Here is a 26,970-nt window from a genome sequence, read left to right as displayed (position 1 = left end):
CCGACATGGCGTCTGACACTCTCACGACCGACACACTGGTGAGGACGACCGCAGGGGTGGTCCGTGGCCGGCGGGTCGGCGACCTGGTCGCGTGGCGGGGAATTCCCTACGCCGCGCCCCCGGTGGGTCCGCTGCGGTTGCGCGCACCCCGGCCGGTCACGCCGTGGTCCGGTGAGCTCGACGCCACCGAGTTCGGCGACGCCGCCGTGCAGCACAAGAAGTTCACCGCGCTGCGACCGGGCAAGTATCAGCCGAGCAGCGAGAACTGCCTGACGCTCAACGTGCTGGCCACACCCGGCACGTCCGGGGCGCGCCCGGTGATGGTGTTCATCCACGGCGGCGCGTACACGCTGGGCATGTCGGCCACCGCGCTCTACGGCGGCCAGTCGCTGGTCCGCCGCGGCGACATCGTGTACGTGTCGATCAACTACCGCCTCGGATCGCTCGGATACCTCGACTTCACCCAATTCTCCACCCCCGAAAGACCTTTCGACTCCAACCTCGGCCTCCGCGACCAGGTGGCCGCACTCGAATGGGTCCAGCGCAACATCGCCGAATTCGGCGGCGACCCCGACAATGTCACCGTCTTCGGCGAATCCGCCGGCGCCAACGCCGTCACCACCCTGATGACCACCCCCGCCGCGAAAGCCCTCTTCGCGCGGGCCATCTCGGAGAGTTCCGCGCCCGGACTCGTTACGACGGCGGACCGGGCCGCCCGGTGGGCATCCGACTACGTGACGCTGCTCGGAGCCGAACCCGGCACCGCCGCAGAGGCGCTCGCCTCGTCACCCGTCGGCGCACTGGGCCGCGCGGGGAACCGTCTCGGCGCGAAGGTGCTCTCGGAGACGCCGGGACTGCACCCGTTCGGACCCGTGATCGACGGCGACTTCCTGCCCGAGCCGCCGCTCGACGCGTTCGCCGCCGGCTCGGCGCACCGGGTTCCGCTGATCATCGGCACCAACGCCCGCGAGGGCACCCTGTTCCCGAAATTCCTCGACGCGCTGCCGACGGACCCCGACCGGATCGGGCGGATGTTCGCACTCACCGACCCCGCCGCCGAGGCCCGCGTCACCGCGGCGTATCCGGGCTACCCGGCTCCGGACGCCGCCGTCGACCTGGGCGGCGATCTGACGTTCTGGAGGCCGTCGATCGAACTGGCCGAGGCCCACTCCGCGTACGCCCCCACCTTCAGCTACCGTTTCGATTTCGCGCCCCGTGCGATGAAATGGCTCGGCCTGGACGCCACGCACGGGTTCGAACTGTTCGCCGTGTTCGACATCGCCGACACTCTGATCGGCCGCGGCCTCACCCTGCCGGGCGGACGACGCGGCCTGAAGGATGTGACGGATAATGTGCAGCGACACTGGCTGCACTTCGCTTCGCGGGGAACACCGTTGGTGTCGTGGCCGCAGTACGACACCAACCGGAGGGCAACACTCGTGTTCGACACCGTCACCACCGTCCAGGACGACCCGCGCCGGGAGCGCAGGCTGGCATGGGAGGGGTATTCGGGCTACCACGGGCAGGGCCTGTGAGCGCTCTGGAAGTCGACACCGATGCCGGCGCCGTCGGAGGGCGCCGGATCGACGACCTGGCAGCGTGGCGGGGCATCCCCTACGCCGCTCCCCCGGTCGGGCCGCTGCGGTTGCGGGCCCCGCACCCGGTCGAACCGTGGTCGGGGGTCCGGCGGGCGTTCCACTTCGGGTCCCCCGCACCGCAGCGCGGCGAGACCGACGAGGACTGTCTCACCCTCAACGTGCTCGCCCCCGGTTCCGCATCGGCACGTCCGCGACCGGTGATGGTGTTCATCCACGGCGGCGCCTACTCCGGCGGAACCTCGTCCTCGTCGCTCTACGGCGGCCAGTCGCTGGTCCGCCGCGGCGACATCGTGTACGTGTCGATCAACTACCGCCTCGGATCGCTCGGATACCTCGACTTCACCCAATTCTCCACCCCCGAAAGACCTTTCGACTCCAACCTCGGCCTCCGCGACCAGGTGGCCGCACTCGAATGGGTCCAGCGCAACATCGCCGAATTCGGCGGCGACCCCGACAATGTCACCGTCTTCGGCGAATCCGCCGGCGCCAACGCCGTCACCACCCTGATGACCACCCCCGCCGCGAAAGGCCTCTTCGCCCGGGCGATCGCCGAGAGCCCGCCGGTGGCCTCCGCCTACCACCCCGACCGGGCGGCGCGGTGGTCGCGCGAATTCCTCGAGATCGCCGGGGTCCCGCTGTCCGAGGCCGCGACGTGGCTCGAGAGCGCCGACCCGGCCGATTTCGTCGCGGCGGGGACGACGCTGGCGCACCGGGGCGCCGACGAGGAACCCGGAACCCGCGCGTTCGCCCCCGTCGTCGACGGCTTCTTCCTTCCCGCCCACCCGCTCGACAGTTTCGCGTCCGGATCCGGGCATCCCGTTCCGCTGATCATCGGCACGAACCGCCACGAGGGCAGGGTCTTTCCCCGGTTCCTGAACATCCTGCCCACCGATCCCACCCGGATCGACAAGATGTTCTCGCACGTCGACGCGTCGGTGAAGGAGCGGGCGATCGCCGCCTACCCCGGCTATCCCGGCCGGCGAGCGGCCGCGGACCTCGGCGGCGACGTGACGTTCTGGGAACCGTCCGTCCTGTGCGCACAGGGCCACACGACCGTCGCCCCGACCTACAGCTACCGGTACGACTTCGCACCCCGGTTGCTCCGCATCCTCGGGTTGGGCGCCACCCACGCCACGGAGTTGTACGCGGTGTTCGGGCTGACCGGGACGTGGGCGCGGTTGCTCACCGCGCTCGGGGGACGCCGCGGGTTGCGGGCCGTCACCGACACCGTCCAGTCGCACTGGCTGCATTTCGCCCGGCACGGGACGCCCGCACCGGGATGGCCGCGGTACTCGCCGGAGCGCCGGGAGACGCTCGTCATCGACGACACGAGCAGGGTGGAGAACGATCCGCTCGGTGAGCGCCGGCGGGCCTGGCTGGGGTACGAGCACCGGCGCTAGCGGGACCGTCGGCTCGTTCCCCGTTGCGCCCCTGCCGGTTGCCCTACTCTCGTAGAGACCTGCATTCGGGAGGCGAGAATGACCGAGTCGAACGACCTCGCAGGCCGCACCATGGTGGTCACCGGCGCCACCTCGGGCCTCGGCCTGGAGACCTGCCGCCAACTCGCGCAGCGCGGCGCCACCGTCGTCCTGGTCGGCCGGGACCAGGACAGGATCGACGCGGCGATCGCCGACCTGTCCGAGAGCGCGGACCGCGACCGACTGCACTCGGCGCTGGCCGATCTGTCCTCGCTCGGCCGGGTCCGCACGCTGTCCGGGGAACTGCTGCATCGGTTCCCGCGGATCGACGTGCTGGTGAACAACGCGGGCGTCGACGTGGGGCAGCGCCGGCTGACGGTCGACGGCATCGAAGAGACGTTCGCCGTGAACTACCTCGCGCCGTTCGTGCTGGCGACGACGCTGGCTCCGGCGATGGCGCGGGCGTCGACCGCCGACGCCGCCGGGTACCGGCGCCCGTCGCGGATCGTCGACATCAGTTCGTCGGGACATCGCAGCGGCAGCCTCGACTTCGACGACCTCGACGGTGCGAAGGACACGTTCCGCGGCCAGCGCGCGTACAACAACTCGAAACTCGCCCTGACCCTGTTCACCCGCGAGTTGGCGCGCCGGTCCGACCCCGCGAGGCTGGTCGTCAATTGCGCCGACCCCGGATTCGTCCGCGGCACCGCCCTCGGCCGGGGTCTGCCGTTCGGCCATCAGGTGGTCGGCACACTCCTGACACCGTTCATGGCCGAGGTCGCCAAGGCAGCGGAGACGGCGGTGTGGACCGCGACCGCCACGGAGAGCGGCAAATTCACCGGCCAGTACGTCAAGGGCTGCAAAGTCGTTCAGCCCGGCAAGGACGCACGGGACGCCGGACTCGCCGCGCGGCTGTGGACCGCTACCGAGGCACTGCTCGCCGGCCGCGGCTGACGCTCGTCAGTTCGGATCCTCGAACAGCGACAGCACATTGCCGTGCGGATCCCGGAACCACGCGACACGGATGCCGTCCGGTGCGAGCCACGCCGCGTGCTCGTCCTGATCCATCCCCGGGTACTCGGTGAACTCGATGCCCTTGCTGCGCAGTGATTCGACGACCTTGTTCAGGTCGGGGACCTTCCACCCCAGCACCGTGTACCCGGTGTCGGCCTTCGCCTGCACCAGCGTGACCCGGAGCAGAGCCCCGTTGCAGTCGAGGGCCAATGCGAACTCGTCCCGTGAGACGCGCGTCAGCCCGAGGGTCTCCACGTAGAACATCTCCGAGACGTCCAGATCGGTGCTGGCCACGAAACTCACGAGCTCACCCTGAAGACTCATGAATCAACTGTGCCCCGCGCACCCGTGGGCAGGCAAGAGTGCGGGGTCACCCGCGACGGTATCCCGTGACCCGGGGCACACGGCCCGGCGACCGCAAGTTAACGTCGATTCGACAGGTCGTCTCGCACCGGAATGAGGAACTCGCGTGTCTGCTCCAGTTTCAGAGAAGAAGGGCCCCCTCGCGGGCATTCGCGTCGTCGAATTCGCAGGCCTCGGACCGGGCCCGCACGCCGCCGCCCTCCTGGCCGATCTCGGCGCCGACGTGGTCTGCGTCCAGCGGCCGGGAGTGATCCCGCCGGACGGTCCGTACGACCAGATCCAGCGCGGCCGCCGCGTCGTCGAGGCCAACCTGAAGGACCCCGCGCAGGTCGAGAAGGTGCTCGGGCTCATCGAACGCGCCGACGTCGTGATCGAGGGCTTCCGCCCCGGGGTCACCGAACGCATGGGCCTGGGCCCGGACGTCTGCCTCGAGCGCAACGAGCGGCTCGTGTACGGACGGATGACCGGCTGGGGCCAGGAGGGCCCACTCGCCAGCGCCGCGGGCCACGACATCAACTACATCTCACTGACCGGCGTCCTGCACGCCATCGGCCGCAAGGGAGAGCGTCCCGTGCCGCCGCTGAACATGGTCGGCGACTTCGGCGGTGGTTCGATGTTCCTGATCTTCGGGATCCTGTCGGCGCTGGTGGAACGCCAGTCGTCCGGCAAGGGGCAGGTCGTCGATGCGGCGATGGTCGACGGCGCGCTGGCCCTGTCGCACATGATGTGGGCGTTCCGCGGCCGCGGCGTCTGGTCCGACGAGCGGGGCGTCAACCTGCTCGACACCGGTGCGCCGTTCTACGACACCTACGAGACGTCCGACGGCAAGTACATGGCCGTGGGCTCGATCGAGCCGCAGTTCTACGCCCTGCTGCTGCAGGGCCTCGAACTCGACCCCGCCGAACTGCCGCAGCAGATGGACATGTCGGCGTGGCCGCAGATGAAGAAGGTCTTCGCCGAGAAGTTCCTGTCGAAGACCCGCGACGAGTGGGCGGCCATCTTCCTCGGCACCGACGCCTGCGTGTCCCCGGTGCTGACGTTCGAGGAGGCGCCGTCCAACGAGCACATCGCCGCCCGCGGGTCGCTGATCGACCTCGACGGCGTCACCCAGCACGCCCCTGCGCCGCGGTTCTCCCGCACCCCCGCCGGCGCTCCCACCCCGCCGGCCCGCGAGGGCGTCGACATCGACACCGTCTGGACCTGACCCCCAGGTGAGTGGCAAAGCGTGCTCGAGCACGCTTTGCCACTCACGTGCTCAGACGACGAGGGACGGTTCCGCGAGCTCACGGTCGACGGCCAGCGTCTCGTACGCCGCCGCGATGCCGTCGACGCCGCGGCGCAACTCGTCGGACGTCCGCGCGTACGGGAGCCGGACGAACCGCTCGAACGCGCCCTCCACCCCGAACCGCGGTCCCGCCGCCAGCAGCACCCCGAAGTTGGGGGCCGTCGCCGCCAGCGCCGTCGAGACCGGCGCGGGCATCCGCAGCCACAGCGACATCCCTCCCGAACCGATGGTCGGGATCCAGTCCGGGAGGCGGTCGGCGAGCGCGTCGAGCATCGCGCCCCGCTGTTCCCGCAGCTCCGCACGGCGACGCGCGAGAACGAGGTCGTCGTCGGAGAGCAAATGCGCCGCCGCGAGCTGGTCCATCACCGGGGTCCCCAGATCGACCGCCGCTCGCGCCCCGGCGAGCCGGGTGATCAGCGCCGGATCCGCACGAATCCAGCCGACGCGCAGCCCACCCCAGAACGACTTGGCCGCCGACCCGATCGTCACGACCTCCGACTTCGCCGCTCCCTTGCCGTACGCCGCGACCGGGCCCGGTGACGGCTCGTCGAGCCACAGGTCGACCATCGTCTCGTCCACCACCAGCGTCATGCGGGTGTCGCGCGCAATTCGCGCCAGCTCGGCCCGCCCGGACGCGTCCAGGCACAGCCCGGTGGGGTTGTGGAAGTCCGGAATCAGGTACGCCATCCGGGCCGCGGTCTGCCGGGCCGCGCTGCGGATTCCGTCGAGATCCCACGCCCCCGACGCGCCACCTTCCGGCCGGACGGGAACGGGGACCGGACGCGCACCGACCCTGCGGATCGCCTCCAGCGCGTTGGGGTACGTGGGGTGATCGACCAGCACCCGCTCCCCCGGCGCCGTCAGCACGTTGAGGAGCAGCCGCAGCGCGTGCTGGGCACCGGACGTGACCATGATCTGCTCGGGCGAGGTCTCCAGTCCGCGCGCCCGGTAGCGGGCCGCAATCACGTCCCGCAACGCGCCGATGCCCACCGGCTCCATTCCGTGAGTCGGAAGGAACTGCGGAAGTGATTGCAACGCATAGGCGTAGGCCTGTTCGACCGCTTCGGCGGGAGCGGCCATCGCGGCGTAACTGAGGTCGACCACCGCACCGTCGGACCCGGGCTGGTGTGCCCGGAACATCAGCCCGTTCTGCCGCGCCCCGAGCGGCAGCGCGACCGTGCTGCGCGAGCCCTGCCTGCTGATGAGATACCCCTCGTCCCGGAGCACCGAATACGACGACGTGATCGTGGTCCGGCTCAACTCCAGCACCGACGCCAGTTCGCGTTCGCTCGGCAACGCGACACCCAGCGGGATGCGGCCGTCGTGGACGAGCAGGCGGATGCTCTCGGCCAGTGCCCGGTAGGCGGGTCGCGCCGCCGAGCGGCGGCCACTGTCGTCCTGCCAGTTGCCGAGGTCTCTGGCCAGGGAGCGTGCTCCGAGTACACGAGTCATCATGCAGTCCAGTATCGACCACTTGGCTATTCAACTCCAAGCCAGTTCTCGCGAAGCTCGGATCCATGACGACACTGATCACGCTCCTGTGCATGGCCCTCCTGGCCGCGGCCGTCGCGCATTTCGGCCCCAAAGAGGGAGGTAAAGACATATTTCGCCTGGAGCAGTTCCGGATCGGCGCACCCCTCGGCGGCATCTTCCCCGACCAGCCGAGCAGTCCAGAAAATCCGGACTGGCCTGATCCGAGATGTCAGGGCTCCGGCGGCTGCGGCCGCTGATCGAACTTCCGCCGACCGCGGTTCACGGACGGTACGTGTCGGAGGTCGGAGGCATACTGGGCTGGTGACCACAGGAATCGCCCTGTTCGACACCGCCCTCGGCACCTGCGCCATCGCGTGGCGGGCCGCGGGGATCGTGGGTGTGCAATTGCCCGAAGGTTCACCCGAATCCACGCGGCAGCGTCTCGAACACTGCTTCCCGGACGCGGTGGAGCACCAACCTCCTGCGCCCATCCAGCGGGCCATCGACGGAATACGTGAACATCTCGGCGGCGCACTCGACGATCTACGGTGGATCGAACTCGACTTCGAGGGGGTCCCCGAATTCGACTGCCACGTATACGACATCACCCGCGCGATCGACCCGGGCACCACCCTCACCTACGGCGACATCGCCGCGGAACTCGGCAAGCCCGGCGCCGCGCAGGCCGTCGGTCAGGCGCTGGGCCGCAACACGCTGCCGGTCGTGATCCCGTGCCACCGCGTCCTCGCCGCCGGCGGGCAGGTGGGCGGCTTCTCCGCCGGTGGCGGCACGCTCACCAAACGTGAACTGCTGGCCCTCGAGCACACTCCCGGTTTCGACGACCCGGTGCTGTTCTGATCGGCTCCTGCGTATCGGCGACGAGTTCGCGCGCCATCGCGGCGGCCGCAGCCATCCTGTCCCCGTCAGGAACCCGCAGCGTCCGCACGACCTTCTGATCCGTCCCGCTCACAGCGGCGCATCCCAGCACGAACGCCTGCCCGCCGGCGACGATCGCCCGCTCCACGGCATGGATGAACGCGTCCACCGTCGACCTCGGATCACCCTCGAACACCCAGACACCGAGATCCGTCGCCACCACCGCCACACACCTGCCGGCGTCCGACGGGTCGCATCCGAACGCCTCCAGGACGGCGGCCACTGCGCGGAAGCTGTCGTACCACCGACCGGGAGGTGTCCGGGTGCTCGCTTCGACAGTCCTGATCATCGGCTCGAATGTATCGCGGATCGCCGAATGTCGCATCGGTTGAATTCAACTGGACCGATGCCACATTCGGCGCGAGGAGTACGGACTACCGCACCACGTCGCGGCGGACGATGGTCTCGTCGCGGCCGGGGCCGACGCCGATGCAGGAGATGTACGCACCCGACAGTTCCTCGAGACGCAGGACGTAGTTCTGCGCGTTCTTCGGAAGCTCCTCGAACGTCCGGGCGTGGGAGATGTCTTCCCACCAGCCGGGCATCTCTTCGTAGATCGGCTTCGCGTGGTGAACGTCGGTCTGCGACATGGGCATCTCGTCGTGCCGCACGCCGTCGACGTCGTAGCCGACGCAGATCGGGATGGTGTCGAGGCTGCTGAGCACGTCGAGCTTGGTGAGGAAGTAGTCGGTGATGCCGTTGACACGCGTTGCGTAGCGGGCGATCACGGCGTCGAACCATCCGGTGCGCCGGGCACGGCCGGTGGTGACACCCACCTCGCCGCCGGTCTTGGCGAGGTATTCGCCGTTCTGGTCGAACAATTCGGTCGGGAACGGGCCCGAACCGACGCGGGTGGTGTACGCCTTGAGAATGCCCAGCACCGTCGTGATCTTGGTGGGTCCGATGCCCGAACCGACCGCTGCGCCACCGGACGTCGGGTTGGACGACGTCACGTACGGGTAGGTGCCGTGGTCGACGTCGAGGAGCGTGCCCTGCGAACCCTCGAGCAGCACCGTCTCGCCGCGCTCGAGCGCCTCGTTGAGCTGCAGACGCGTGTCCGCGATGCGGTGCTTGAAACCGTCGGCCTGCTCGAGCACCTCGTCGACGACCTGCTGCGGGTCGAGGGCCTTGCGGTTGTAGATCTTGACGAGCACCTGGTTCTTGAACTCGAGTGCCGCCTCGACCTTCTGAGTGAGGATCTTCTCGTCCAGCACGTCCTGCACGCGGACGCCGACACGCGCGAGTTTGTCCTGGTAGCACGGCCCAATGCCGCGGCCGGTGGTGCCGATCTTCTTGGCCCCGAGGAAGCGTTCGGTGACCTTGTCGATGGCAACGTGGTAAGGCATGATCAGGTGCGCATCGGCCGAGAGCAGCAGGCGGCTGGTGTCCACGCCCCGACCGTCGAGTCCGGCGAGTTCGGTGAGCAGCACTCCCGGGTCCACCACCACACCGTTTCCGATGACGTTCGTGACTCCCGGAGTGAGGATTCCGGACGGGATGAGATGCAGTGCGAACTTGTCGCCGTTCGGAAGTACCACTGTGTGTCCGGCGTTGTTACCGCCCTGGTAGCGCACCACCCACTGCAGGCGTCCGCCCAGTAGATCGGTAGCTTTGCCCTTGCCCTCGTCGCCCCACTGGGCGCCGATCAGGACGATTGCCGGCATGACGTTGTCTCCTACGGTCGACGTACAGTCGTATCCGACTGCGTGGTCCTGCCGTTCGTAGGCAGTGGCCGGGGGAACAGTCTAGCCGAGGGTGCGGAGAACAGACCCCACAGTACGGCCGGGGAGGCCAACTCGGGCGTGCCACTAGGATGATCCGAAAGGGAAGCTGCGGAAATCGCGGCGGGACATCCGGGCGAGGAGTGGCGTTGACCCCCGTAGTGCTCATTTGCGGCGACGCGCCGCTTCCCCTACCTCTGGGCTCCATTTCCGCCTCGAGCGCACCCCCTGTTCCGGACAAGGACGACTTCGACGAAGTCTTCTCCAAGCTGCAGGTGGTCGCGGATCCGCGACTGATCGTGGTGGGCAGCGACGCCGCCCTCGCCGCCACCCTGACCCGGCTGATGCGCACCGAACGGCTGCACATCGAACTCGCCTACGTCGCGGAGCACCGTTCGGAGGCGACGGAGGCCTACCACCTGTCCGCCGGCGCCCGCGGCGCCCGCACCGCGCTGAAGGGGACAGCCAAACCGGTCCCCCTCATCCGCGACGACGCGGGGATCGCGCTCGTCGGATGCGCCACCGTCACGGGCCCGGACGGCGGCCCGCTCGTCGGCGAGGCCTACGTCGACGACAACCGGTTGTTCTCGGGGACGACGACGAACATGAACGTCACCCCGACCCCACGGATGCCCGGCCTGCGCGCGTCGGTCGAACCTCGCAGGCGCTGGCTGCCGCGCCGCTGGGTCGAGGGTCGCGCCGTGCAGTTGGGGTCGCCCGCCGCGGCCCTCACCCGCGACGGCGTGCCGAACCCTCGCGACGTCAAGCGTTCGACGTTCTACCGCCACGACCAAGAGTGGCTGCTGGTCCGATGAACCTGCCCGGGGCGCGGACCACCGCTGTCCGTCCCAGTCCGGTCTTCCTGCTCGTCGTCGCGGTCGCGGTCGCCGGCGGTGTCCTCGCCTGGCGTGCCGAGCGGGAATCGGTCCTCGGCCACGTCGGGGTGTTCGTGCTGGTGGTCGCAGGATGGGTGGTGACGCTCTGCCTGCACGAGTTCGCGCACGCGTACACGGCGTGGCGCCACGGCGACACCGACGTCGAGGTGCGCGGCTACCTCACGCTCAACCCGGTGAAATACAGCCACCCCCTGCTGTCGATCGGCCTGCCGGTGCTGTTCATCGCGCTCGGCGGGATCGGCTTGCCCGGCGGTGCGGTGTACCTGCGCACCGGGCTGTTTCCGCCGAAGGTGCAGGCACGGGTGTCACTCGCCGGACCCGCCGTGAATCTGGTGTCGGCGATCGTCCTCCTTGTGGTGATCCGCTGGTTCGGGCTGGGCGGCGACCACCTGGTGTTCTGGACGGGCCTGAGCTTTCTCGCATTCCTGCAGGTGATGGCGACCGTCCTCAACCTCCTGCCGGTCCCCGGACTCGACGGGTACGCCGCCCTCGAGCCGTTCCTGCCGCCCCGCACCCGCAGGTCCGTCGACCAGTTCACACCGTACGGACTGCTGATCCTCGTGGCGCTGCTGTTCGTGCCGTCGATCAACGTGGTGTTCTTCGACCTCATCTACCGGCTGTTCGAACTGTCCGGGGTGCCGGAGATCTACGCGCAGTACGGCAACTATCTGATGCGCTTCTGGCTCTGACCCGTGAGTACTTCTCAACCGCCCGCGGTTGAGAAGTACTCACGGGCGGGGACGCATGGGGGTCAGCCGCAGTTCCGCCAGTGGCACCTCCCGGCCCGGACTGCGGACCTCGACGCGGACGGGTTCGCCGGTGGCGTCGTCCTGCAGTCCGATCGGCGGTCCGTACTCGCCCTGAAGGTATTTGTCACCCCACTGCATCAGCGCGAGCACGGCAGGCAGGAGGTCGTGGCCCTTCTCGGTGAGCACGTACTCGTAGCGGGTGCGCTGCCCGGGCTCTTTGTAGGGTTGCCGCTCGAACAGGCCCTCGGCGGTCAACTCGCGCAGCCGGGACGCCGCCACGGCCTCGGTGATCCCGACCCGTTTCGCGAAGTCGTCGAATCGCGTGGTGCCGTAGTAGGCCTCGCGCAGGATCAGGACGGCCGACCGTGTGCCGATCACGTCCATCGCCTTGCCGATCGAGCAGTGCGTGGCCCGCCAGGTGTCGCGATCTGCGAGAAAGCCGTCCAACCGTGCCGCATCCATGACCCCCATCATAGCTGACTTGCACATTCCATAGTCAGGTGTACATTGCTGACTATGGCACTCAATAGCCAGGTGCATGACCCCACCCGTGAGTACTTGTTAACCGCCCGCGGTTGACAAGTACTCACGGCAGCGAAAGGAAGAGCCATGAGAGACGCCGTCATCGTCGAGGCCGTCCGCACGCCGATCGGCAAGGGCAAGCCCTCGGGCGCCCTGCACGGGGTGCATCCTGTCGACCTCCTCGCCCACAGCCTGTCAACCCTCGTCGAGCGCACCGGAATCGATCCCGCACTGATCGACGACGTGATCGGCGGCACCGTCACCCAGGTCGGCGACCAGAGCCAGAACATCACCCGCAGTGCGCTTCTCGCCGCCGGATTCCCCGAGTCCGTCCCCGGCACGACCGTCGACCGGCAGTGCGGCAGCAGCCAGCAGGCCGTCCACTTCGCCGCGCAGGGCGTGCTGTCGGGCGCCTACGACATCGTCGTCGCCGCCGGTGTCGAATCGATGAGCCGAGTTCCGATGGGGTCCAGCAGCATCGGACGCGAATCGATGGGCGTCGGCTTCGAACGCCGCTACCCCGACGGCCTCGTCCCGCAGGGCATCAGCGCCGAACTCATCGCCGCCCGGTGGGGACTCTCGCGTACCCAGTTGGACGAGTTCGCGCTGCGCAGCCACCACAAGGCCGCGGCGGCAACGACTGCCGGGAACTTCACGAAGGAACTCGCCGTCCTCCCGGAACTGAGCGTCGACGAGGCCATCCGGCCGGACACGACGGCGGCCGCACTCGACGGCCTGCGACCCGCATTCCGCAGCGACGTCTACGGCGAGCGGTTCCCGCAGATCGACTGGTCGATCACCGCGGGCAACAGCAGTCCCCTGTCGGACGGCAGTGCGGCGCTCATGATCACCACGAGCGAGATCGCGGGACGCCTCGGACTGCGGCCTCTGGCCCGGCTCCACAGCTTCTCCGTCGTCGGCGACGACCCGTTGATGATGCTCACCGCTGTCATTCCCGCGACGCGTAAGGTGCTGCAGCGCAGCGGCCTCGATATCTCCGACATCGACCTCTTCGAGGTCAACGAGGCCTTCGCGCCGGTGGTTCTGGCCTGGGCGGCGGAGACCGGAGCCGACCTGGACCGCGTCAACGTGCACGGCGGCGCGATCGCGCTCGGACATCCGTTGGGGGCCAGCGGCGTGCGGCTCATGACCACGCTGGTGAACGCCATGGAGCAGCGCGGGGCACGGTTCGGGCTGCAGACCATGTGCGAGGCGGGCGGACTCGCCAACGCCACCGTCCTCGAACGAATCCAGTAGCGCCCGAACGGCCGGCTCAACCGTTCCGGCGGGTGATCGCCTCTCCCACCGCACGCAGCAATTCCCGCAGCGACTGCGGCTGGAGCACTTCGACTCCCCCGCCGAGAACGGTCAGCTGGTCGAGGGCCACATCCTCGGCCTCGAGCAGCAGGTCGACGGTGACCCAGCCGTCGTCGTCGGGCGGGCCGGGTTCGACGCGAGCGGCCTCCACCCCGACCACCCGGGGCAGCCGGCGCCACGCCGTGGGCGAGAGCCGCACCCTGCACCGGAATCGCAGGAGAGCACGGTCGAATTCGGCCACCGACGCGGTCCACCACGCACCCAGATCGAAACTGTCGGGCCGCACCGCCGGCTGCCCCAGCACGGTCGCATCACTGATCCGCGACACGCGGTACGACAGCGTCCGTCCCCGATGCCGTGCGACGAGATACCAGACGCCGGCCTTCGCGACCAAACCCAGGGGGTCGAGTGTTCTTGCCGCCGAGCGGTTCCCCTTGCGGTACCGGATGCCCAGACGCCGGCCCTCGAGCACCGCGGACGCGACGACCGGGAGATCGCCGTTGTCGCGTGGTCCGTCGAACCAGCCGGGGGCGTCGACGTAGAGCCGGTCCCGCCACAGCTGCGCCCCGGCCCGCAGCGGAACCGGCAACGCCCCCAGCAACTTCGACTGCGCCGCCGCGGTGACGTCGCGCAGACCGAGATCCTCGGCGATCGACGGGACCCCGAGCAACATCAACGCGGACGTCTCCTCCCCCGTCATGCCGCCGAGTTTCGACTGCCAGCCGTCCAGCAACCGGATCCCGCCCCCGGGTCCGCTCTCCGTCCACACCGGAACCCCCGCCGCGGACAACGCCGTGACGTCGCGATACACGGTGCGCACCGACACACCCAGTTCGTCCGCGAGTTGTTGCGCGGTGGCACCGCGGCTGCCCTCCAGACGAAGCATCACCTCGACGAGCCGACTCGAACGCATCCTCCGAGTCTAGAGAAAATCCCTGACAGTAGATGTCAGGGATTGGGGCGCACACTGGTCCACATGACCAACTGGGCACAGTTCGAGACAGAAGCACCCGACCTCGCCAAGGCCGTCGCCGCTCGCTTCGAGGCGCACAAACACCACGTGCTGGCCACGCTCCGCAAGGACGGCTCCCCGCGGGTGAGCGGCACCGAGGTCGAGTTCCACGACGGCGCGTTGCTGCTCGGTTCGATGGTCGGCGCACGCAAAGTACAAGACCTGCAACGCGATCCGCGGTACTCCCTCCACAGCAACCCCGGTCACCACACGATGGAGGGCGGCGACGCCAAGATCAGCGGCCACGCCCGGGAGATCCTCGGGGAACGGAAACAGCAGATCGTCGACCACTACCCCGACGAGATCCCCGAGGCGGACGTCTTCGAACTCGACCTCGACGAGGTGGTGCACACCACCGTCGACGGCGAGCACCTGTACGTCGATCTGTGGCGGCCGGGTGCGGAGGTCATCCGGTTCACCAAGTGACGGTCACTGCGTGACGGCGAATCCGAAGCCGACTGTGCAGGCCTCCAACGGTCCCTTCGGCCCGTCGGGGTCGTAGGTTCCGCCGGGAATCAGATGTCCGGTGAATCCGGGCAGTTCCTTCTCGACACCCTCACCGTTCGTGAGCGGCCCGGACGTGCCGAGTGTCGGCGCCTGACCGCCGAAGTTGAGGTAGGTCACCTGAGCATCGGTCGTGGCGTTCTCCGGCCCCTCGAACTCCCACTCGACCTGGTTGCCTTCCTTTTCGACATCCAGCGTCGCGGCCGGCTTGCAGTTCGCCAGCGGGTCGGGCATGAACGGCGCGGCGGAGGCGGCGGTGGGTGCTGCGAAGAGGGCGGCCGCACCGAGTGCGGCAACGGCGGCGGGTCGTGCGAACGCTGCGAGAGTGGACATGGTGTTCCCTTCCGTGAGTCGTCCCACGACGATTTCCCGCCGCGATACCGGACGAAACAGACAGGGTCTACCAGGTGACGTTCTCGGCGCAGTGGCGCCCGTTGGCGGTGGACTCGACCTGCACGGTCGCATGCGAGAGGTGGTGGCTCTCGAGGACGGTCCGCGCCGCTTCGAGGACGGCGGACGAGTCGGCGTCGGTGGTGAGGTGGACGGTGGCCACGTCCATTCCCGTGGTGAGCGTCCACACGTGCAGGTCGTGCACGCCGGTGACCCCGGGAAGCGCCTCGAGGTCCGCTTGCACCGATTCGACGTCGACGTCCTCGGGTGAGGCCTGGGTGAGGATGCGCAGTGACGCGGCGGCCAGTTTCATCGCCCGCGGCACCACCCACAACGAGATGAGGACACCGACGATGATGTCGGCGTAACTCCAGCCGAACACCAGCACGACGCCGCCGGCGATGAGCACGCCCACACTGCCGACGGCGTCCGCGAGCACTTCGAGGTAGGCGCCGCGGACGGCCAGGCTGTCCTTGGAATCGGCGCGCAGCATGAGCATCACCACGAGGTTCGCGACGAGACCGACGGATGCGGTGAGGATCAGTGCCATGCCGGGAAGTTCGGGGACGTCGCCGATGCGGGAGATGGCCTCGTAGAACACCCAGATCGCGACGGCGAGCAGCATCGCGGCGTTGGCCATGGCCGTGAGCACTTCGGCGCGGTGCCAGCCGAAGGTCCGGGCGGCGGTGGCACTGCCCTTGCGGGCGAGGAGGAGGGCGACGAGGCCCATCGACATTCCGACGACGTCGGTGAGCATGTGCCCGGCGTCGGCGAGCAGCGACAGCGAGTTGACGGTCAGACCGACGACGACCTCGAGGACCAGGAACGCGAGAAGGATGACGAGAGCGATCACCATTCGGCGGATCCGCCCCCGCGACGGGCCTACCTCGCCGGCGCCCTGTGTGTGGCCGTGCGAATGTCCGTGACCGACTCCCATGCGTGAGCCTCCTCCCGAGTTGTGCCGATCATATGCGTACATGCGCATATGTTCAACAGCGTGCTCGGGCGGTCAGAGTTCGGGACGATACGCCGGTTTCTCCACCGTCGGCGGCAGCGTCGCGATCGCCGAGATGCGCTTCAGCCCCGCGACCTGCAGAAGATCGACGGTCAGGGACCGGATCTGCGCGAAGACGACCGTCGCCGACAGACCCGCGTTCTCCACCAGTTCCGGCTTCAATCCGGACGCCACCGACCGCAGCACCCGCGCCGCCTCGGCCTGGTCGGGTTGCTGACCGGGATCCGCGAGCGCCATCAGCCGAAGAGTTTCCAACGCGTGGGCAAGCTTCTCCACCTGGTCGACGAGCCGCGGGTTGAGGATCTCGTCGTCCCGCACCAGCGTGAGCGAACGCCGCGCGAGAACCCGGATGTTGCGCAGCGCGTTGTCGAGTGGATCCGCGGCCGCGGTGAGTCGCTCGAGCCTGCCCCGGGTGTTCCAGTACAGCGGAGAGATGCGGCTGATCTCGCGGCCGCCCGCAAGGTGGGTCCGCAGCGTGTCGATGGACGCCTGCGTGGCCCGCGCCTTCTGCAGCGCCTCCTCGATGGGCTTGTCGTCGTTGGCCACCAACCCGTCGGCCACCAGCTGCATCACCTCGGACGCCGTCCCGAGGACGTTCGCGGCGTACTTGCGCGCCCGACCCACCGGATGCGTGGGAATCAGCGCGACGACGGCGATGCCCACCAGACCACCCGTCAGGGCGTCCACCATGCGGTTGACTCCCGCGGCGCCGCCGGGCGGAAGCAGCGTCGCCACGAGCACCGCGGAGTTGGCCGCCTGCATCGAGAAGATCGGACCGCTGTTCAGCAACACTGCCGCCGACATCGCCAGCACCACGACGAGCGTGATCTGCCAGGTGCCACTCCCGATAACGGAGACGATGAGATCGCCGACCCCGATCCCGATCGTGACACCGGCCACCAACTCGACGGAACGACGCAGGCGGGCGCCCAGCGACAACCCGAGCGACACCACCGCGGCGATCGGCGCGAAGAACGGCGTCGGGTGACCGATCACCACCGTCGCCACCCACCAGGCCGCGCCGGCCGCGATCGCGCACTGCAGGATGGGCAATGCCGACACCCGCAGCCGCTGGGCCGAAGTCCTCAGCCCGTCCCGGCCACGGACTTTCGCCGAGCTGAGGACGTTAACCGACGCCAAGCGCTTCGGCGGCTCGGGGATCGCAGTCCTCGAGCAGATCGAGGCACCGCGCGTACTCGTCCGTTTCGCCGATCGCCTTCGCTGCCTTCGCCAGCACGGCGACGCACCGGAGGAAACCACGGTTGGGTTCGTGGCTGTACGGAACCGGGCCGAAACCCTTCCAGCCGTTGCGACGCAATTGGTCCAGGCCACGGTGGTACCCGGTTCGCGCGTACGCGTACGCCGTGATGGTCTGGTCGGCGTCGAGGGCAGCCTCGGCCAGGTAGGCCCATGCGATGGATGCGGTGGGATGGGCGGCTGCGACGGAAGCCGGATCCTCGTGGTTCAACAGGGCCGACTCGGCCTCGTCGTCCCCGGGAAGCAGCGTGGGCTGTGGTCCGAGAAGGTCACCGAAAGACGTCATGCGCCTATTGTGCCCCCGCCGCGGCGCGGTCACTGCGTCGGCCCGCGTCCGCGACGCGCCCTGTCGTGGTCTCCGATGACTCGCGATGTCGTTAGGCTGCCTCCAACGTTCATTTCTCTGCAGACCGAGGGGCAGCGCGTGCAGGACCCGAAGAAAGACGATCCGACTCAGAAGCCGGCCACGGACACACCGTCCGGCCCGGCTGCGGCCGACACCACCGCCGGCAAGGCCGCCGACGCGACCGCGAAACCTGCGAAGTCCGCGCAGCCCGCGCCGAAGGCAAAGTCCTCGCCCGAGGCAGCGCCTACTGCGGACGCCGAGCCCACCGCGCCGAAGTCGCCCGAGCCGAAGCCCCCGCAGAAGAAGGCACCCGAGAAGCCGGCGGAGAATCCCGCCGAGCCGCAGTCCGAACTGCCAACGCCCCCGGCGCCCCGCCCGCGGGAGAAGGCGTCCGAGGCGGCCACTGCCGCGATCCCCACGCAGAGGGGTGGACAGGCCGCACCCGAGGCCGCGACGGTGCAGATGCACCGCACCCCGAACACTCAGAACCCCACCACTCAGAACCCGAAGGCGCAGAACCAGCGGGGCCAGGCGAAGACGCCGTCCGGCGACGAGACGGTCGCGATCCCGGTGACCAGGCCCGCCGTCCCGTCGACGCCGCCGCCACCCCGGCCGGCGCCTCAGGCGAACCAGACTCAGCAGCCGCAGAACGGGCGGCCCGTCTCCCCGCCGCCCGCTCCCCCGCGACCGGCGCCCGCACCGCCGAAGGCCGCACCGCAGCGAGTGCTGCCGCCTCAGCAGAGCGCGCCGCAACGCGTCGCCGCGGCCGAGAAGCCCGCGAAGAAGCACGGAAAGGCGTGGCTGTTCGCCGCGATCGCCGCCGGCGTCATCGTCGTTGCCGCCATCGCGGTCGCCGGGATCGTGGTCTACAACAACAACCAGGCCGAGAACTCACCCGAAGCCCAGGTGCAGGGAACGATCGACACGTTCGTCGCGGCTCTCACCCAGGGCGACCTGGCGACGCTGCGCACCAGCACCTGCGGCAGCCTCGCCGAGTACTACCAGGGCATTTCCGATCAGGATTTCGCCGAGGTCCACCAGGTCGCCGTGACGCAGCAGAACATTCCGGTGGTCGGCAACGTCGACGCGGTGCAGATCACCGGTGACACGGCCATCGCCCAGGTGAAGGCCCACACGGCCGCCAACCCGGGCGAGCAGTCGTGGCGCACGTTCAACCTCGAAAAGGTCGACGGCACCTGGAAGATCTGCGACCCCAGGTAAACGACTGTGCGCCTTTCCGGTAGCCGCAGCTACCGGAAAGGCGCACGGGCCCGAAGGGCCTATCCGGAGACGGAACGTCCCGCGGACTTGAGGTCGTTGCAGGCCTCGATGACACGGGCGGTCATGCCGGCCTCCGCCTTCTTCAGGTAGCTGCGCGGGTCGTAGACCTTCTTGTTGCCGACCTCGCCGTCGACCTTCAGCACGCCGTCGTAGTTGCTGAACATGTGGCCCACGAGCGGACGGGTGAACGCGTACTGGGTGTCGGTGTCGACGTTCATCTTCACGACGCCGTAGTTCAGCGCGGCCTCGATCTCCGACTTCAGCGAGCCCGATCCGCCGTGGAAGACGAAGTCGAACGGCTGCGAGCCGTCGGACAGGCCGAGCTTCGCGGCGGCGACCTTCTGGCCGGTCTCGAGCACCTCGGGACGCAGCTTCACGTTGCCCGGCTTGTAGACGCCGTGCACGTTGCCGAACGTGGCGGCCAGCAGGTACTTGCCGTTCTCGCCGGTGCCGAGCGCGTCGACGGTCTTCTCGAAGTCCTCGGGCGAGGTGTAGAGCTTGTCGTTGATCTCGGCTTCCACGCCGTCCTCTTCACCACCGACGACGCCGATCTCGACCTCGAGGATGATGTTGGCGGCCTTCGCCTTCGCGAGGAGTTCCTGGGCGATCTCCAGGTTCTCGTCGATCGGAACGGCCGAACCGTCCCACATGTGGGACTGGAACAGCGGGTTACGGCCGGCCTCGACGCGCTGGCGCGAGATCTCGAGCAGCGGGCGGACGAACGTGTCGAGCTTGTCCTTGGGGCAGTGGTCGGTGTGCAGCGCGATCGTGACGTCGTACTTCGCGGCGATCACGTGAGCGAACTCGGCGAGTGCGACCGCGCCGGTCACCATGTCCTTGACACCCAGGCCCGAACCGAACTCGGCGCCACCGGTCGAGAACTGGATGATGCCGTCACTGCCGGCGTCCGCGAAGCCCTTGATGGCGGCGTTGATGGTTTCGGAAGAAGTGCAGTTGATGGCGGGGAAGGCAAAGGAGTGCTCCTTGGCCCGACCAAGCATCTCGGCGTAGACCTCGGGAGTCGCGATTGGCACGGCGGCAGTCCTCCATAAAGAGTCGATTTCGGCGCGCGCGATCAGCGCAGCGCGCGATGTGGTCCTTGCAGTATGGCAATACCGGTAGCGTACGTCTCCCGGTGGCTGTCGCGGCACCCCGTTTCGGCGGGTCCGCGGCGCGGCCGAAACTCCATGACCTGCACTATTCCGACAGTCGGGGATTCCGCCGGTACGCTGAGGGCCGTGATTGTGCAGGCAGCATCGGATTCCGTGACCAACCTCGCGTTGTTGCCGGGATTCCTCGACCCGGTGAACCTCCTCAACTCCTTCGGCACGTGGGTGCTCGTCGGGCTCCTCCTGGTCGTCTTCATCGAGTCGGGTTTGCTGTTCCCCCTGCTCCCCGGCGACTCGCTTCTGTTCACCGCGGGACTCATCGCGGCGTCGAAGTCGACGGAGATCGAACCGTTCGCGCCCCTCTGGGTGCTGCTGGTTCTGATCCCGATCGCCGCGATCCTCGGCGACCAGGTCGGCTACTTCATCGGCAGCAAGGGCGGCACCGCCCTGTTCAAGAGCAACGACGCGCGATTCTTCAAGAAGAAGTACATCGACGAGTCGCACGCGTTCTTCGAGAAGCACGGCCCGATCACGATCATCCTGGCCCGATTCGTTCCGATCGTGCGTACGTTCGCGCCGGTCGTCGCGGGTGCGTCGCGGATGAGGTACTCGCTGTTCCTGACGTACAACATCGTCGGCGGCATCCTGTGGGGTGCCGGCGTCACGCTGCTCGGCTACCTGCTCGGGCAGATCGAGTTCATCCGCGACAACGTCGACGTCATCTTCCTGCTGATCGTTTTCGTGTCCGTGCTGCCGATCATCGTGGAGGTGGGCAAGCGCATCGTGAAGTCCCGTCAGGGCACGAACTCCACGACCGAGGATCCGCAACCGGTCACCACCCCCACCGATCCCACTTCCTGACACCGATCGGGGTAGCGCACTGACGATGGTCACCACGGCAGCAGGCAGCTTCGGGCCTCTCGTCTCGGCCGGCCCAGCGCTGGTCTGGGTCGTCGTCCTCGTGTTCGTGTTCATCGAGTGCGCGGTGATCCTGGGCCTGTTCCTGCCCGGCGACTCGATGCTGATCACCGCGGGCATCGTGCTGGCCAACCATGCGTCGGGCACCGGTCACGTGTGGGCGTTGTCGGTCGGCGCGATGATCGCCGCCATCTGCGGAAACCAGGTGGGGTACGTCATCGGTCACCGCACCGGCAACCGCATCCACGCCCGCAAGGGCGGGAAGTATCTCAACTACGCCAACCTCCACAAGGTGAATGTGCTGCTGGAGAAGCACGGCTTCTGGGCAGTTCTCGTCGCGCGCTGGATTCCGTGGATCCGCACCCTGTGCCCGCTGGTCGCCGGTGCGGCCAAGATGAACCACACCAAATACACGATCGCCAGCACTATCGGCGCCATCTTCTGGGCACCCGTACTGCTGCTCATCGGCTTCTACTTCGGCTCGTTCCTCGACCGGGTGTCGTGGCTGATGCCTGCGGTGCTCGCCGGGATGGTCACACTGCTGGTGATCGGCACGGTCCTCGGGGTGTGGCACTACCGGCAGGAGATGGCGCGGCCACCCGAAGATGTGGCCGTCGAAGAAGTACTGGACTAGTGCTGATGCGCCGGCTCCCACGCGGGCAGCGGGTCGTCGAACCGCACCCACGCCGCCGGTCCTGACGCCAGCTCGTCGTCGGTGAGCAGCGCCGGGTCGAGGATCCGCCGCGGTCCGTCGGGATCGAGGCGGACGCCGATGAACACGATCTCCTGCCCCGGACGTTCGTCCGTGGACGCCCACAGCTGGGCGGGTTCGATCACGAGATTCGGGCCGGCCCGCGACCAGACGGCGGCGAGGCCGGGGCGGCTCGCGATCCAGCAGAAGCCCTTGCTGCGGAGCAGGCCGGTGAACTGTCCCAGCGCCTGCTCGAGCCGGGCCGGGTGGAACGGCCGCGACGCCCGGTAGGTGACGCTGCGGATGCCGTATTCCTCGGTTTCCGGGGTGTGGCCCGCCGCCAGTTCCTCCGCCCAGCCGGGCAGCTCGGCCGACACCTCCGGGTCGTATAGGCCCGTCCCGAGTACCGCGCCGGGATCGACGACGCCGCGCGTGCTGCGCAGCGGTGTCGCGGTGGGGTTGAGCCTGCGCAGGGTCGCCTCGACGGCCCCCGCGGCACCCTCGCTCACCAGATCCGTCTTGTTCAGCAGGATGACGTCGGCGAATTCGACCTGATCGACGATGAGGTCGGAGATGCTGCGCTCGTCGCCGTCCCCGGCCTCGAGGTTCCGGTCGTCGAGACGCTCCCCCCTGGCCAGTTCGCCGAGGAACGTCGACGCGTCCACGACTGTCACCATCGTGTCGAGGGCGGCGACCGAGCTGGGTGAACCCGTCCTCGAACTCCCAGTCGAACGTGGCGGCCACGGGCATCGGTTCGGAGATGCCGGTCGATTCGATGACGAGGTGGTCGAACCGGCCCTCCCGCGCCAGCCGCGCCACCGCCTCGACGAGATCTTCCCGCAGGGTGCAGCAGATGCAGCCGTTGGTGAGTTCGACGAGTTTCTCCTGCGTCCGGTCCAGGTGCCCCTGCCCGGCCACGAGGGCCGCCGGGGGACCCCCTGCACGATGTGCTTGGGGGACGATGTTGACGTCGCTCATGTCGTTGACGATGACGGCGACGCGCCTGCCGTCCCGGTTCGCGAGGAGATGGTTGAGCAAGGTGGTCTTGCCCGCGCCGAGGAAGCCGGACAGGACGGTGACGGGGACTGGCCGGATGACAGTCATCCAGAAATGATAACTGTTTTCATTAAGCCTCGGCGTCGCCGGCCTGCCCGGCTCGTGCGACTACAGCGCGACGGTGCGCGACGCGTCCGCGTACTGGCTCTCGGGGCGCGGCAACCCGAAGTGGTCGCGCAGCGTGGTGCCCGAGTACTCGGTGCGGAACAGTCCACGCTCCTGCAGGATCGGGACCACCTTCTGCGCGAACACCTCGAGACCGCCCGGGTAGTACGGCGGCATGACGTTGAACCCGTCCGCCGCGCCCTGCGTGAACCATTCCTCGATGGTGTCGGCGACCTGCACCGGCGTCCCGACGACGACCCGGTGCCCACGCGCACCGGCGAGACGGTGCAGCAGTCCGCGCAGCGTCGGGTTCTCCCGTTCGACGATGCCGGCGATCACCTGTAGACGGCTCTGCTTGTTGTCCGTGACGTCGCCGGCGTCCCCGAACAGTCCGGCAGGCACCGGGGCGTCGAGATCGAGGTGCCGCACGCTCGAGCCCGTGAGAGCCTCGAGTTGAGCGATCCCGTACTCGGGCGAGGTCAGTTCGTTGAACTCCCGCTCCAGGTCCCGCGCCTCGGCCTCGGTGTCGCCGAGGAACGGGCTGATGCCGGGGAGGATCTTCACGTGCTCCGGGTTGCGGCCGAACTGTACCGCGCGCTGCTTGACGTCCGCGTAGAACGCCTGCCCGTCCGACAGTCGCTGGTGCGCGGTGAAGATGGCCTCGGCGTACTGTCCCGCGAACGCGCGGCCCTCGTTGGACGCACCCGCCTGCACCAGCACCGGGTGTCCCTGCGGCGAGCGCGGCGCGTTGAACGGTCCCCGCACCCGCAGGTGGCGTCCGACGTAGTTGATCTCGTGGATCTTGGACGGGTCCGCGTAGATGCCTGCGGCCTTGTCGATCAGGATGGCGTCGTCCTCCCAGCTGTCCCACAGCTTGACGGTCGCGTCGACGAATTCCCGCGCCCGCGCGTAACGGTCGGCATGGTCCGGATGGCTGGGCAGTCCGAAGTTGGCTGCCGCCACGTCGGTTCCGGTGGTCACGATGTTCCAGCCGGCCCGGCCGCGGGAGATGTGGTCGAGCGACGCGAACAGCCGTGCGAGGTTGTAGGGCTCGAAATACGTCGTGGACGCGGTCGCGATCAGCCCGATCCGTTCGGTGGCCGTCGCGATGGCCGTCAGCAGCGTGATGGGCTCGAGTGCTCCGGCGGCGCCGTGCTCGACGTCGCTGCGCAGGGCGGGGCCGTCGGCGAAGAAGATCGCGTCCAGCTTCGCGGCTTCCGCTGTCTGCGCGATCTCCTGGAAGTAGGAGACGTCGTACAGCCGCTCGGGCGTCGTGAGCGGGTGACGCCACGCCGACTCGTGGTGCCCGGCCGGGTAGATGAACGCATTGAGACTCAGCTGCCGCTGTTGATCTGACATAACGAACTGTCTAACAGCGCCGAATCCGGGGCGATACGGTTAATTTTCGCGTGATTCGAACCGTCGCCTAGCGTCGCGGATACCCCGCCGCGGACACCATGTGCGCGGCCTCCATCAGCATCCAGCCACCGAGCTGCACGGACATGTCGCGTTCCGGGATCCCGGACGAGCGCACGGTGCCCCCGGTGAACGTGGCGATTCCCCCGCCCATCCCCGGCAGTTGCGCCTGCCGGGTCCAATCGTGGCCGAACAGCGGCTGCCCCTCGATCTGCAGCCGGTTCTCCCACGCCGATTCCGCGGAGGTCAGCACGAGCTGGGCGGCGATCTCCCGGGCCCGGATGTCGGCGGGCGACTCCCACGGCAGCATCACCGCGGTCAGCGCCAGATACCGTGCGAGGATCCCGTTGAACAGGCCGCCGTCTCCCCCACCGCCGCCGTCGATGACGCCGTGGGGTGCGAGGTGTTCGTCGATGGCGTCGACCAGCCGGTGGGTCCGGTTGCGGTGCCGGGGCGAGCCGAGGCGCACGGCGAGTTCGGTTTCGAGTCCGAGCACGACGCCCTGACAGTAGGAGTAGATGTTCTTCTCGATCTCGCCGCCGGGGTGGATGCCGTCCGCGATCAGGTTGGTGTGCACGTCCCGCAGCGTGTCGTCGATCCAGTCGGCCGTGGCCTGGGCGCGCCACAGCTTTCCGGTGCGGGCCAGCATGATCCCGGCCGGTCCGTTGGCGGGCGCGTTGTAGAAATTCGAGCCCTTCCGCCACGGGATGCCGCCTCCCGCCTCGGGCGCCCAGGCGTCGAACAACTGGGATTCGAGCGTCTGCACCGCACTTCTGTTGTCTATGAAGTGCATTCGCTGGGCCCGCTCGAGGGCGATGCCCAGCCAGGCCATGTCGTCGTAGTAGTTGTTGGTCCAGCCCGAGATGTTCCGCAGGCGGTGGCTGCGCGCCAGTTTGACGATGCGACGACGACGGCGCGGCGTGGGGTCGCGTTCGAGCGCGTCGACGGCGCAGTCGAGCAGGTGGGCCTGCCACCAGTAGTGCCAGCTGAGGAACAGCCGCTCGCGCCGCACCGCCGGCCAGGCGACGACGCCCAGGGTGGTGCCCGGGAGCGCCCACAGCCGGCGAAGGTGCCTGCTCACCACCGCTTCTTCAGCGGCGTCCGCGCGCGCCGACCACGAGTCCTGCATAAGAGTTGATCTTGCCTATTCGCCAGGGGTTCCGCTACCACGCACGGTCGAGGTCTGCGTGCTGACGAACCCACGCATGCATGGCGATTCCTGCGGCGACACCCGCGTTGATGCTGCGGGTGGAACCGAACTGCGCAATCGACACCGTCATCGCCGCAACATCTTTCGCCTGGTCGGTGACTCCCGGCCCCTCCTGGCCGAACAGGAGCACGCAGTCGCGGGGCAGGCTCGCCGTCTCGATCGGCACCGACCCGGGCGTGTTGTCGACGGCCACGATGGTGAGACCTCTCTCACGCGCGAAGTCGACGAGGCCGTCGACGTCCGGGTGGTGGAGGACGTGCTGGTACCGGTCGGTGACCATGGCGCCGCGCCGGTTCCACCGTCGACGTCCCACGATGTGGACCGCCGCGGCGGCGAACGCGTTGGCGGTGCGCACCACCGTCCCGATGTTCGCGTCGTGCCCGAAGTTCTCGATGGCCACGTGGAGCGGGTGGCGACGGCTGTCGATGTCCGCGACGATCGCTTCCCGCGTCCAGTACCGGTAGGCGTCGACCACGTTGCGGCGATCGCCACCGGCCAGCAGTTCGGGGTCGTACCGCGGGTCGGTGGGGGCCGGGGTGTCGTGCTCCTCGGCCCACGGGCCGACGCCGTTCGGGTTCTCTCCCCATTCGGTGGGACCCGTCTCGGCGACCTCGGCCACGGCCTCGGCCTCCACCAGGCCCGTCTCGACTCCACTCACGACGTCAGAACGTCTTGTTCGAATCGGGGGCGACGGTGAATCCGTGCGACGTCTCGTCGTTGGTGCACGTGACGGCCGTGGCGGTGGTGCCGCAGGTGTAGCCGAGCTTCGTCAGTTTCGACCCGGCGGGCAGTGCCGCGTCCGGTTCGTCGCCGCCCGAGGTGTAGACGAGGCCGCCCGCGCACATGAACGACGCCTCGCCGTCGTTCTCGACGCGGATGCCGTGACCCCAGTCGACCATGCAGTCGTCCGGGCGCGGCGGCACCGGGCTCGTCGACCCCTGGCAGCCGGCCTCGGTGCGGTTCGGCAGCTTGATGATGCCGCACTGGAAGCCGCCGTCCGGGGACGTGAAGAAGTACGACTCGTTGTGCTCGTACGGGACGTCGACGAGCGTCGTGGTCGGCGCCTCCGTCGTCGTCGGCGGCGGCGCGACGGTCGTGGTCGTGGTGGTCGGCGGAACCGTCGTCGTGGTGGTGGTCACAGGGGCCGCGGCCGTCGTCGTGGACGTCGGCGGAGCTACCGCGTCCGAGGACCCTCCACACCCTGCGAGCAGCATGGCCGAGCCAATGCTCAGACACACCAACGACACCCGACGCCACGCCATACGGCCACCTCCACACATACTTACCTGCTGCCGACACTGCACTCTAACGGCAGTGCGGCGGCGGGGCCGCTTCGGCGAGGCCGGGACGGGTTAATCTGGAGGTGGA

The 26,970-nt window shown here is 68.6% G+C and carries 27 protein-coding genes and 1 pseudogene; 13 read left to right on the top strand and 15 right to left on the bottom strand.

Annotation, left to right across the window (positions count from 1 at the left end):
* Positions 1-5 precede the first annotated feature (5 nt).
* From P3H15_RS00690 to P3H15_RS00680, 3 genes are all read left to right on the top strand, one after another.
* Positions 6-1,535: a carboxylesterase/lipase family protein gene (locus tag P3H15_RS00690; protein ID WP_276135494.1), complete on the top strand. Its 1,530-nt coding sequence runs from the start codon at positions 6-8 to the stop codon at positions 1,533-1,535.
* The gene (locus P3H15_RS00685) at positions 1,532-2,998 is read left to right on the top strand and encodes a carboxylesterase/lipase family protein (protein ID WP_276135493.1); all 1,467 of its coding nucleotides are present in this window, start codon (positions 1,532-1,534) and stop codon (positions 2,996-2,998) included. The genes P3H15_RS00690 and P3H15_RS00685 overlap by 4 nt, the downstream gene beginning before the upstream one ends.
* Positions 2,999-3,076: 78 nt before the next feature.
* A complete protein-coding gene (locus P3H15_RS00680) occupies positions 3,077-3,970 on the top strand; it encodes an SDR family oxidoreductase (protein WP_276135492.1) in 894 nt (297 codons plus the stop codon).
* A 6-nt stretch (positions 3,971-3,976) separates the two neighbouring features.
* Here P3H15_RS00680 and P3H15_RS00675 read toward each other — a convergent pair whose 3' ends face one another.
* Positions 3,977-4,354, bottom strand: coding sequence for a VOC family protein (locus tag P3H15_RS00675; protein WP_276135491.1), 378 nt, complete (start codon positions 4,352-4,354; stop codon positions 3,977-3,979).
* A gap of 145 nt (positions 4,355-4,499) precedes the next feature.
* Between P3H15_RS00675 and P3H15_RS00670 the strand changes: the two genes are divergently transcribed.
* Positions 4,500-5,597, top strand: a complete 1,098-nt coding sequence (locus P3H15_RS00670; protein ID WP_276135490.1) for a CaiB/BaiF CoA-transferase family protein — start codon at positions 4,500-4,502, stop codon at positions 5,595-5,597.
* A gap of 51 nt (positions 5,598-5,648) precedes the next feature.
* On the opposite strand, the gene P3H15_RS00665 is transcribed toward P3H15_RS00670, so the two are convergent.
* Positions 5,649-7,133: a PLP-dependent aminotransferase family protein gene (locus P3H15_RS00665; protein ID WP_072937341.1), complete on the bottom strand. Its 1,485-nt coding sequence runs from the start codon at positions 7,131-7,133 to the stop codon at positions 5,649-5,651.
* Positions 7,134-7,195: 62 nt separating this feature from the next.
* Here P3H15_RS00665 and P3H15_RS00660 point away from each other — a divergent pair, with 62 nt between their 5' ends.
* Both P3H15_RS00660 and P3H15_RS00655 read left to right on the top strand, forming a co-directional pair.
* Positions 7,196-7,408, top strand: coding sequence for a hypothetical protein (locus tag P3H15_RS00660; RefSeq protein ID WP_276135489.1), 213 nt, complete (start codon positions 7,196-7,198; stop codon positions 7,406-7,408).
* 64 nt (positions 7,409-7,472) lie between these two features.
* On the top strand, positions 7,473-8,009 hold the full coding sequence (locus P3H15_RS00655) for a methylated-DNA--[protein]-cysteine S-methyltransferase (protein ID WP_276135488.1): 537 nt from the start codon (positions 7,473-7,475) through the stop codon (positions 8,007-8,009).
* Between the two features lie 452 nt (positions 8,010-8,461).
* Here P3H15_RS00655 and P3H15_RS00650 read toward each other — a convergent pair whose 3' ends face one another.
* Positions 8,462-9,751: an adenylosuccinate synthase gene (locus P3H15_RS00650; protein ID WP_276135487.1), complete on the bottom strand. Its 1,290-nt coding sequence runs from the start codon at positions 9,749-9,751 to the stop codon at positions 8,462-8,464.
* A gap of 218 nt (positions 9,752-9,969) precedes the next feature.
* Here P3H15_RS00650 and P3H15_RS00645 point away from each other — a divergent pair, with 218 nt between their 5' ends.
* Together P3H15_RS00645 and P3H15_RS00640 are read left to right on the top strand one after the other, a co-directional pair.
* Positions 9,970-10,623 carry a hypothetical protein gene (locus P3H15_RS00645; protein WP_276135757.1) on the top strand — a complete coding sequence of 218 codons (654 nt, stop codon included), beginning with the start codon at positions 9,970-9,972 and terminating at the stop codon, positions 10,621-10,623.
* Positions 10,620-11,393, top strand: coding sequence for a site-2 protease family protein (locus P3H15_RS00640; RefSeq protein ID WP_276135486.1), 774 nt, complete (start codon positions 10,620-10,622; stop codon positions 11,391-11,393). The genes P3H15_RS00645 and P3H15_RS00640 overlap by 4 nt, the downstream gene beginning before the upstream one ends.
* Positions 11,394-11,432: 39 nt before the next feature.
* Here P3H15_RS00640 and P3H15_RS00635 read toward each other — a convergent pair whose 3' ends face one another.
* Positions 11,433-11,915, bottom strand: coding sequence for a helix-turn-helix domain-containing protein (locus P3H15_RS00635; protein ID WP_276135485.1), 483 nt, complete (start codon positions 11,913-11,915; stop codon positions 11,433-11,435).
* 147 nt (positions 11,916-12,062) lie between these two features.
* Here P3H15_RS00635 and P3H15_RS00630 point away from each other — a divergent pair, with 147 nt between their 5' ends.
* Entirely contained in the window at positions 12,063-13,232 is a 1,170-nt protein-coding gene (locus tag P3H15_RS00630) for a thiolase family protein (protein ID WP_276135484.1), read from the top strand.
* A 16-nt stretch (positions 13,233-13,248) separates the two neighbouring features.
* Here the strand turns inward: P3H15_RS00630 and P3H15_RS00625 are convergent, their stop codons facing one another.
* Positions 13,249-14,205 (bottom strand): YafY family protein, encoded by a 957-nt coding sequence (locus P3H15_RS00625; protein WP_276135483.1) that lies wholly within the window; start codon positions 14,203-14,205, stop codon positions 13,249-13,251.
* A 63-nt stretch (positions 14,206-14,268) separates the two neighbouring features.
* Here P3H15_RS00625 and P3H15_RS00620 point away from each other — a divergent pair, with 63 nt between their 5' ends.
* Positions 14,269-14,730, top strand: coding sequence for a pyridoxamine 5'-phosphate oxidase family protein (locus P3H15_RS00620; RefSeq protein ID WP_276135482.1), 462 nt, complete (start codon positions 14,269-14,271; stop codon positions 14,728-14,730).
* Positions 14,731-14,733: 3 nt separating this feature from the next.
* Here the strand turns inward: P3H15_RS00620 and P3H15_RS00615 are convergent, their stop codons facing one another.
* The 4 genes from P3H15_RS00615 to P3H15_RS00600 all read right to left on the bottom strand — a co-directional run bounded on the left by P3H15_RS00615 (position 14,734) and on the right by P3H15_RS00600 (position 17,756).
* Complete coding sequence (locus P3H15_RS00615) at positions 14,734-15,141, bottom strand: hypothetical protein (protein ID WP_276135481.1); 408 nt, start codon at positions 15,139-15,141, stop codon at positions 14,734-14,736.
* 67 nt (positions 15,142-15,208) lie between these two features.
* Entirely contained in the window at positions 15,209-16,135 is a 927-nt protein-coding gene (locus P3H15_RS00610) for a cation diffusion facilitator family transporter (protein WP_276135480.1), read from the bottom strand.
* 72 nt (positions 16,136-16,207) lie between these two features.
* Positions 16,208-17,275, bottom strand: a complete 1,068-nt coding sequence (locus tag P3H15_RS00605; RefSeq protein ID WP_276135479.1) for an aromatic acid exporter family protein — start codon at positions 17,273-17,275, stop codon at positions 16,208-16,210.
* A 64-nt stretch (positions 17,276-17,339) separates the two neighbouring features.
* Positions 17,340-17,756, bottom strand: coding sequence for a DUF3151 domain-containing protein (locus P3H15_RS00600; RefSeq protein WP_276135478.1), 417 nt, complete (start codon positions 17,754-17,756; stop codon positions 17,340-17,342).
* A gap of 138 nt (positions 17,757-17,894) precedes the next feature.
* On the opposite strand from P3H15_RS00600, the gene P3H15_RS00595 reads away from it, so the two are divergent.
* Entirely contained in the window at positions 17,895-19,037 is a 1,143-nt protein-coding gene (locus P3H15_RS00595; RefSeq protein ID WP_276135477.1) for a transcriptional regulator, read from the top strand.
* A 59-nt stretch (positions 19,038-19,096) separates the two neighbouring features.
* On the opposite strand, the gene fbaA is transcribed toward P3H15_RS00595, so the two are convergent.
* Positions 19,097-20,131, bottom strand: a complete 1,035-nt coding sequence (gene fbaA / locus P3H15_RS00590) for a class II fructose-bisphosphate aldolase (RefSeq protein ID WP_072937367.1) — start codon at positions 20,129-20,131, stop codon at positions 19,097-19,099.
* A gap of 153 nt (positions 20,132-20,284) precedes the next feature.
* Between fbaA and P3H15_RS00585 the strand changes: the two genes are divergently transcribed.
* Together P3H15_RS00585 and P3H15_RS00580 are read left to right on the top strand one after the other, a co-directional pair.
* Complete coding sequence (locus P3H15_RS00585) at positions 20,285-21,067, top strand: VTT domain-containing protein (RefSeq protein WP_276135476.1); 783 nt, start codon at positions 20,285-20,287, stop codon at positions 21,065-21,067.
* A gap of 25 nt (positions 21,068-21,092) precedes the next feature.
* Entirely contained in the window at positions 21,093-21,758 is a 666-nt protein-coding gene (locus tag P3H15_RS00580; protein WP_276135475.1) for a DedA family protein, read from the top strand.
* On the opposite strand, the pseudogene P3H15_RS00575 reads toward P3H15_RS00580, so the two are convergent.
* From P3H15_RS00575 to P3H15_RS00555, 5 genes and pseudogenes are all read right to left on the bottom strand, one after another.
* Positions 21,755-22,919 (bottom strand): annotated as a pseudogene (locus tag P3H15_RS00575) (GTP-binding protein). The gene P3H15_RS00580 and the pseudogene P3H15_RS00575 overlap by 4 nt on opposite strands.
* A 60-nt stretch (positions 22,920-22,979) precedes the next feature.
* Positions 22,980-24,335, bottom strand: a complete 1,356-nt coding sequence (locus P3H15_RS00570) for an LLM class flavin-dependent oxidoreductase (RefSeq protein ID WP_276135474.1) — start codon at positions 24,333-24,335, stop codon at positions 22,980-22,982.
* A 67-nt stretch (positions 24,336-24,402) separates the two neighbouring features.
* Complete coding sequence (locus tag P3H15_RS00565; protein WP_276135473.1) at positions 24,403-25,521, bottom strand: glycoside hydrolase family 76 protein; 1,119 nt, start codon at positions 25,519-25,521, stop codon at positions 24,403-24,405.
* Between the two features lie 34 nt (positions 25,522-25,555).
* On the bottom strand, positions 25,556-26,260 hold the full coding sequence (locus P3H15_RS00560) for a TrmH family RNA methyltransferase (protein WP_276135472.1): 705 nt from the start codon (positions 26,258-26,260) through the stop codon (positions 25,556-25,558).
* Between the two features lie 4 nt (positions 26,261-26,264).
* Positions 26,265-26,864, bottom strand: a complete 600-nt coding sequence (locus P3H15_RS00555; RefSeq protein ID WP_276135471.1) for a hypothetical protein — start codon at positions 26,862-26,864, stop codon at positions 26,265-26,267.
* Positions 26,865-26,970: the final 106 nt, after the last annotated feature.

This window comes from Rhodococcus sp. T2V (genome assembly GCF_029269925.1).
GTDB classification, from domain to species: Bacteria; Actinomycetota; Actinomycetes; order Mycobacteriales; family Mycobacteriaceae; genus Rhodococcus_F; species Rhodococcus_F koreensis.
This window is presented reverse-complemented; position numbering and strand designations above follow the sequence as displayed.

Coding starts and splice junctions, on each gene's coding strand:
- P3H15_RS00690 (WP_276135494.1), top strand. CDS start 6: ATGGCGTCTGACACTCTCACGACCGACACACTGGTGAGGACGACCGCA.
- P3H15_RS00680 (WP_276135492.1), top strand. CDS start 3,077: ATGACCGAGTCGAACGACCTCGCAGGCCGCACCATGGTGGTCACCGGC.
- P3H15_RS00675 (WP_276135491.1), bottom strand. CDS start 4,354: ATGAGTCTTCAGGGTGAGCTCGTGAGTTTCGTGGCCAGCACCGATCTG.
- P3H15_RS00665 (WP_072937341.1), bottom strand. CDS start 7,133: ATGATGACTCGTGTACTCGGAGCACGCTCCCTGGCCAGAGACCTCGGC.
- P3H15_RS00660 (WP_276135489.1), top strand. CDS start 7,196: ATGACGACACTGATCACGCTCCTGTGCATGGCCCTCCTGGCCGCGGCC.
- P3H15_RS00650 (WP_276135487.1), bottom strand. CDS start 9,751: ATGCCGGCAATCGTCCTGATCGGCGCCCAGTGGGGCGACGAGGGCAAG.
- P3H15_RS00640 (WP_276135486.1), top strand. CDS start 10,620: ATGAACCTGCCCGGGGCGCGGACCACCGCTGTCCGTCCCAGTCCGGTC.
- P3H15_RS00635 (WP_276135485.1), bottom strand. CDS start 11,915: ATGGATGCGGCACGGTTGGACGGCTTTCTCGCAGATCGCGACACCTGG.
- P3H15_RS00630 (WP_276135484.1), top strand. CDS start 12,063: ATGAGAGACGCCGTCATCGTCGAGGCCGTCCGCACGCCGATCGGCAAG.
- P3H15_RS00625 (WP_276135483.1), bottom strand. CDS start 14,205: ATGCGTTCGAGTCGGCTCGTCGAGGTGATGCTTCGTCTGGAGGGCAGC.
- P3H15_RS00620 (WP_276135482.1), top strand. CDS start 14,269: ATGACCAACTGGGCACAGTTCGAGACAGAAGCACCCGACCTCGCCAAG.
- P3H15_RS00615 (WP_276135481.1), bottom strand. CDS start 15,141: ATGTCCACTCTCGCAGCGTTCGCACGACCCGCCGCCGTTGCCGCACTC.
- P3H15_RS00610 (WP_276135480.1), bottom strand. CDS start 16,135: ATGGGAGTCGGTCACGGACATTCGCACGGCCACACACAGGGCGCCGGC.
- P3H15_RS00600 (WP_276135478.1), bottom strand. CDS start 17,756: ATGACGTCTTTCGGTGACCTTCTCGGACCACAGCCCACGCTGCTTCCC.
- P3H15_RS00585 (WP_276135476.1), top strand. CDS start 20,285: ATGACCTGCACTATTCCGACAGTCGGGGATTCCGCCGGTACGCTGAGG.
- P3H15_RS00580 (WP_276135475.1), top strand. CDS start 21,093: ATGGTCACCACGGCAGCAGGCAGCTTCGGGCCTCTCGTCTCGGCCGGC.
- P3H15_RS00570 (WP_276135474.1), bottom strand. CDS start 24,335: ATGTCAGATCAACAGCGGCAGCTGAGTCTCAATGCGTTCATCTACCCG.
- P3H15_RS00565 (WP_276135473.1), bottom strand. CDS start 25,521: ATGCAGGACTCGTGGTCGGCGCGCGCGGACGCCGCTGAAGAAGCGGTG.
- P3H15_RS00555 (WP_276135471.1), bottom strand. CDS start 26,864: ATGGCGTGGCGTCGGGTGTCGTTGGTGTGTCTGAGCATTGGCTCGGCC.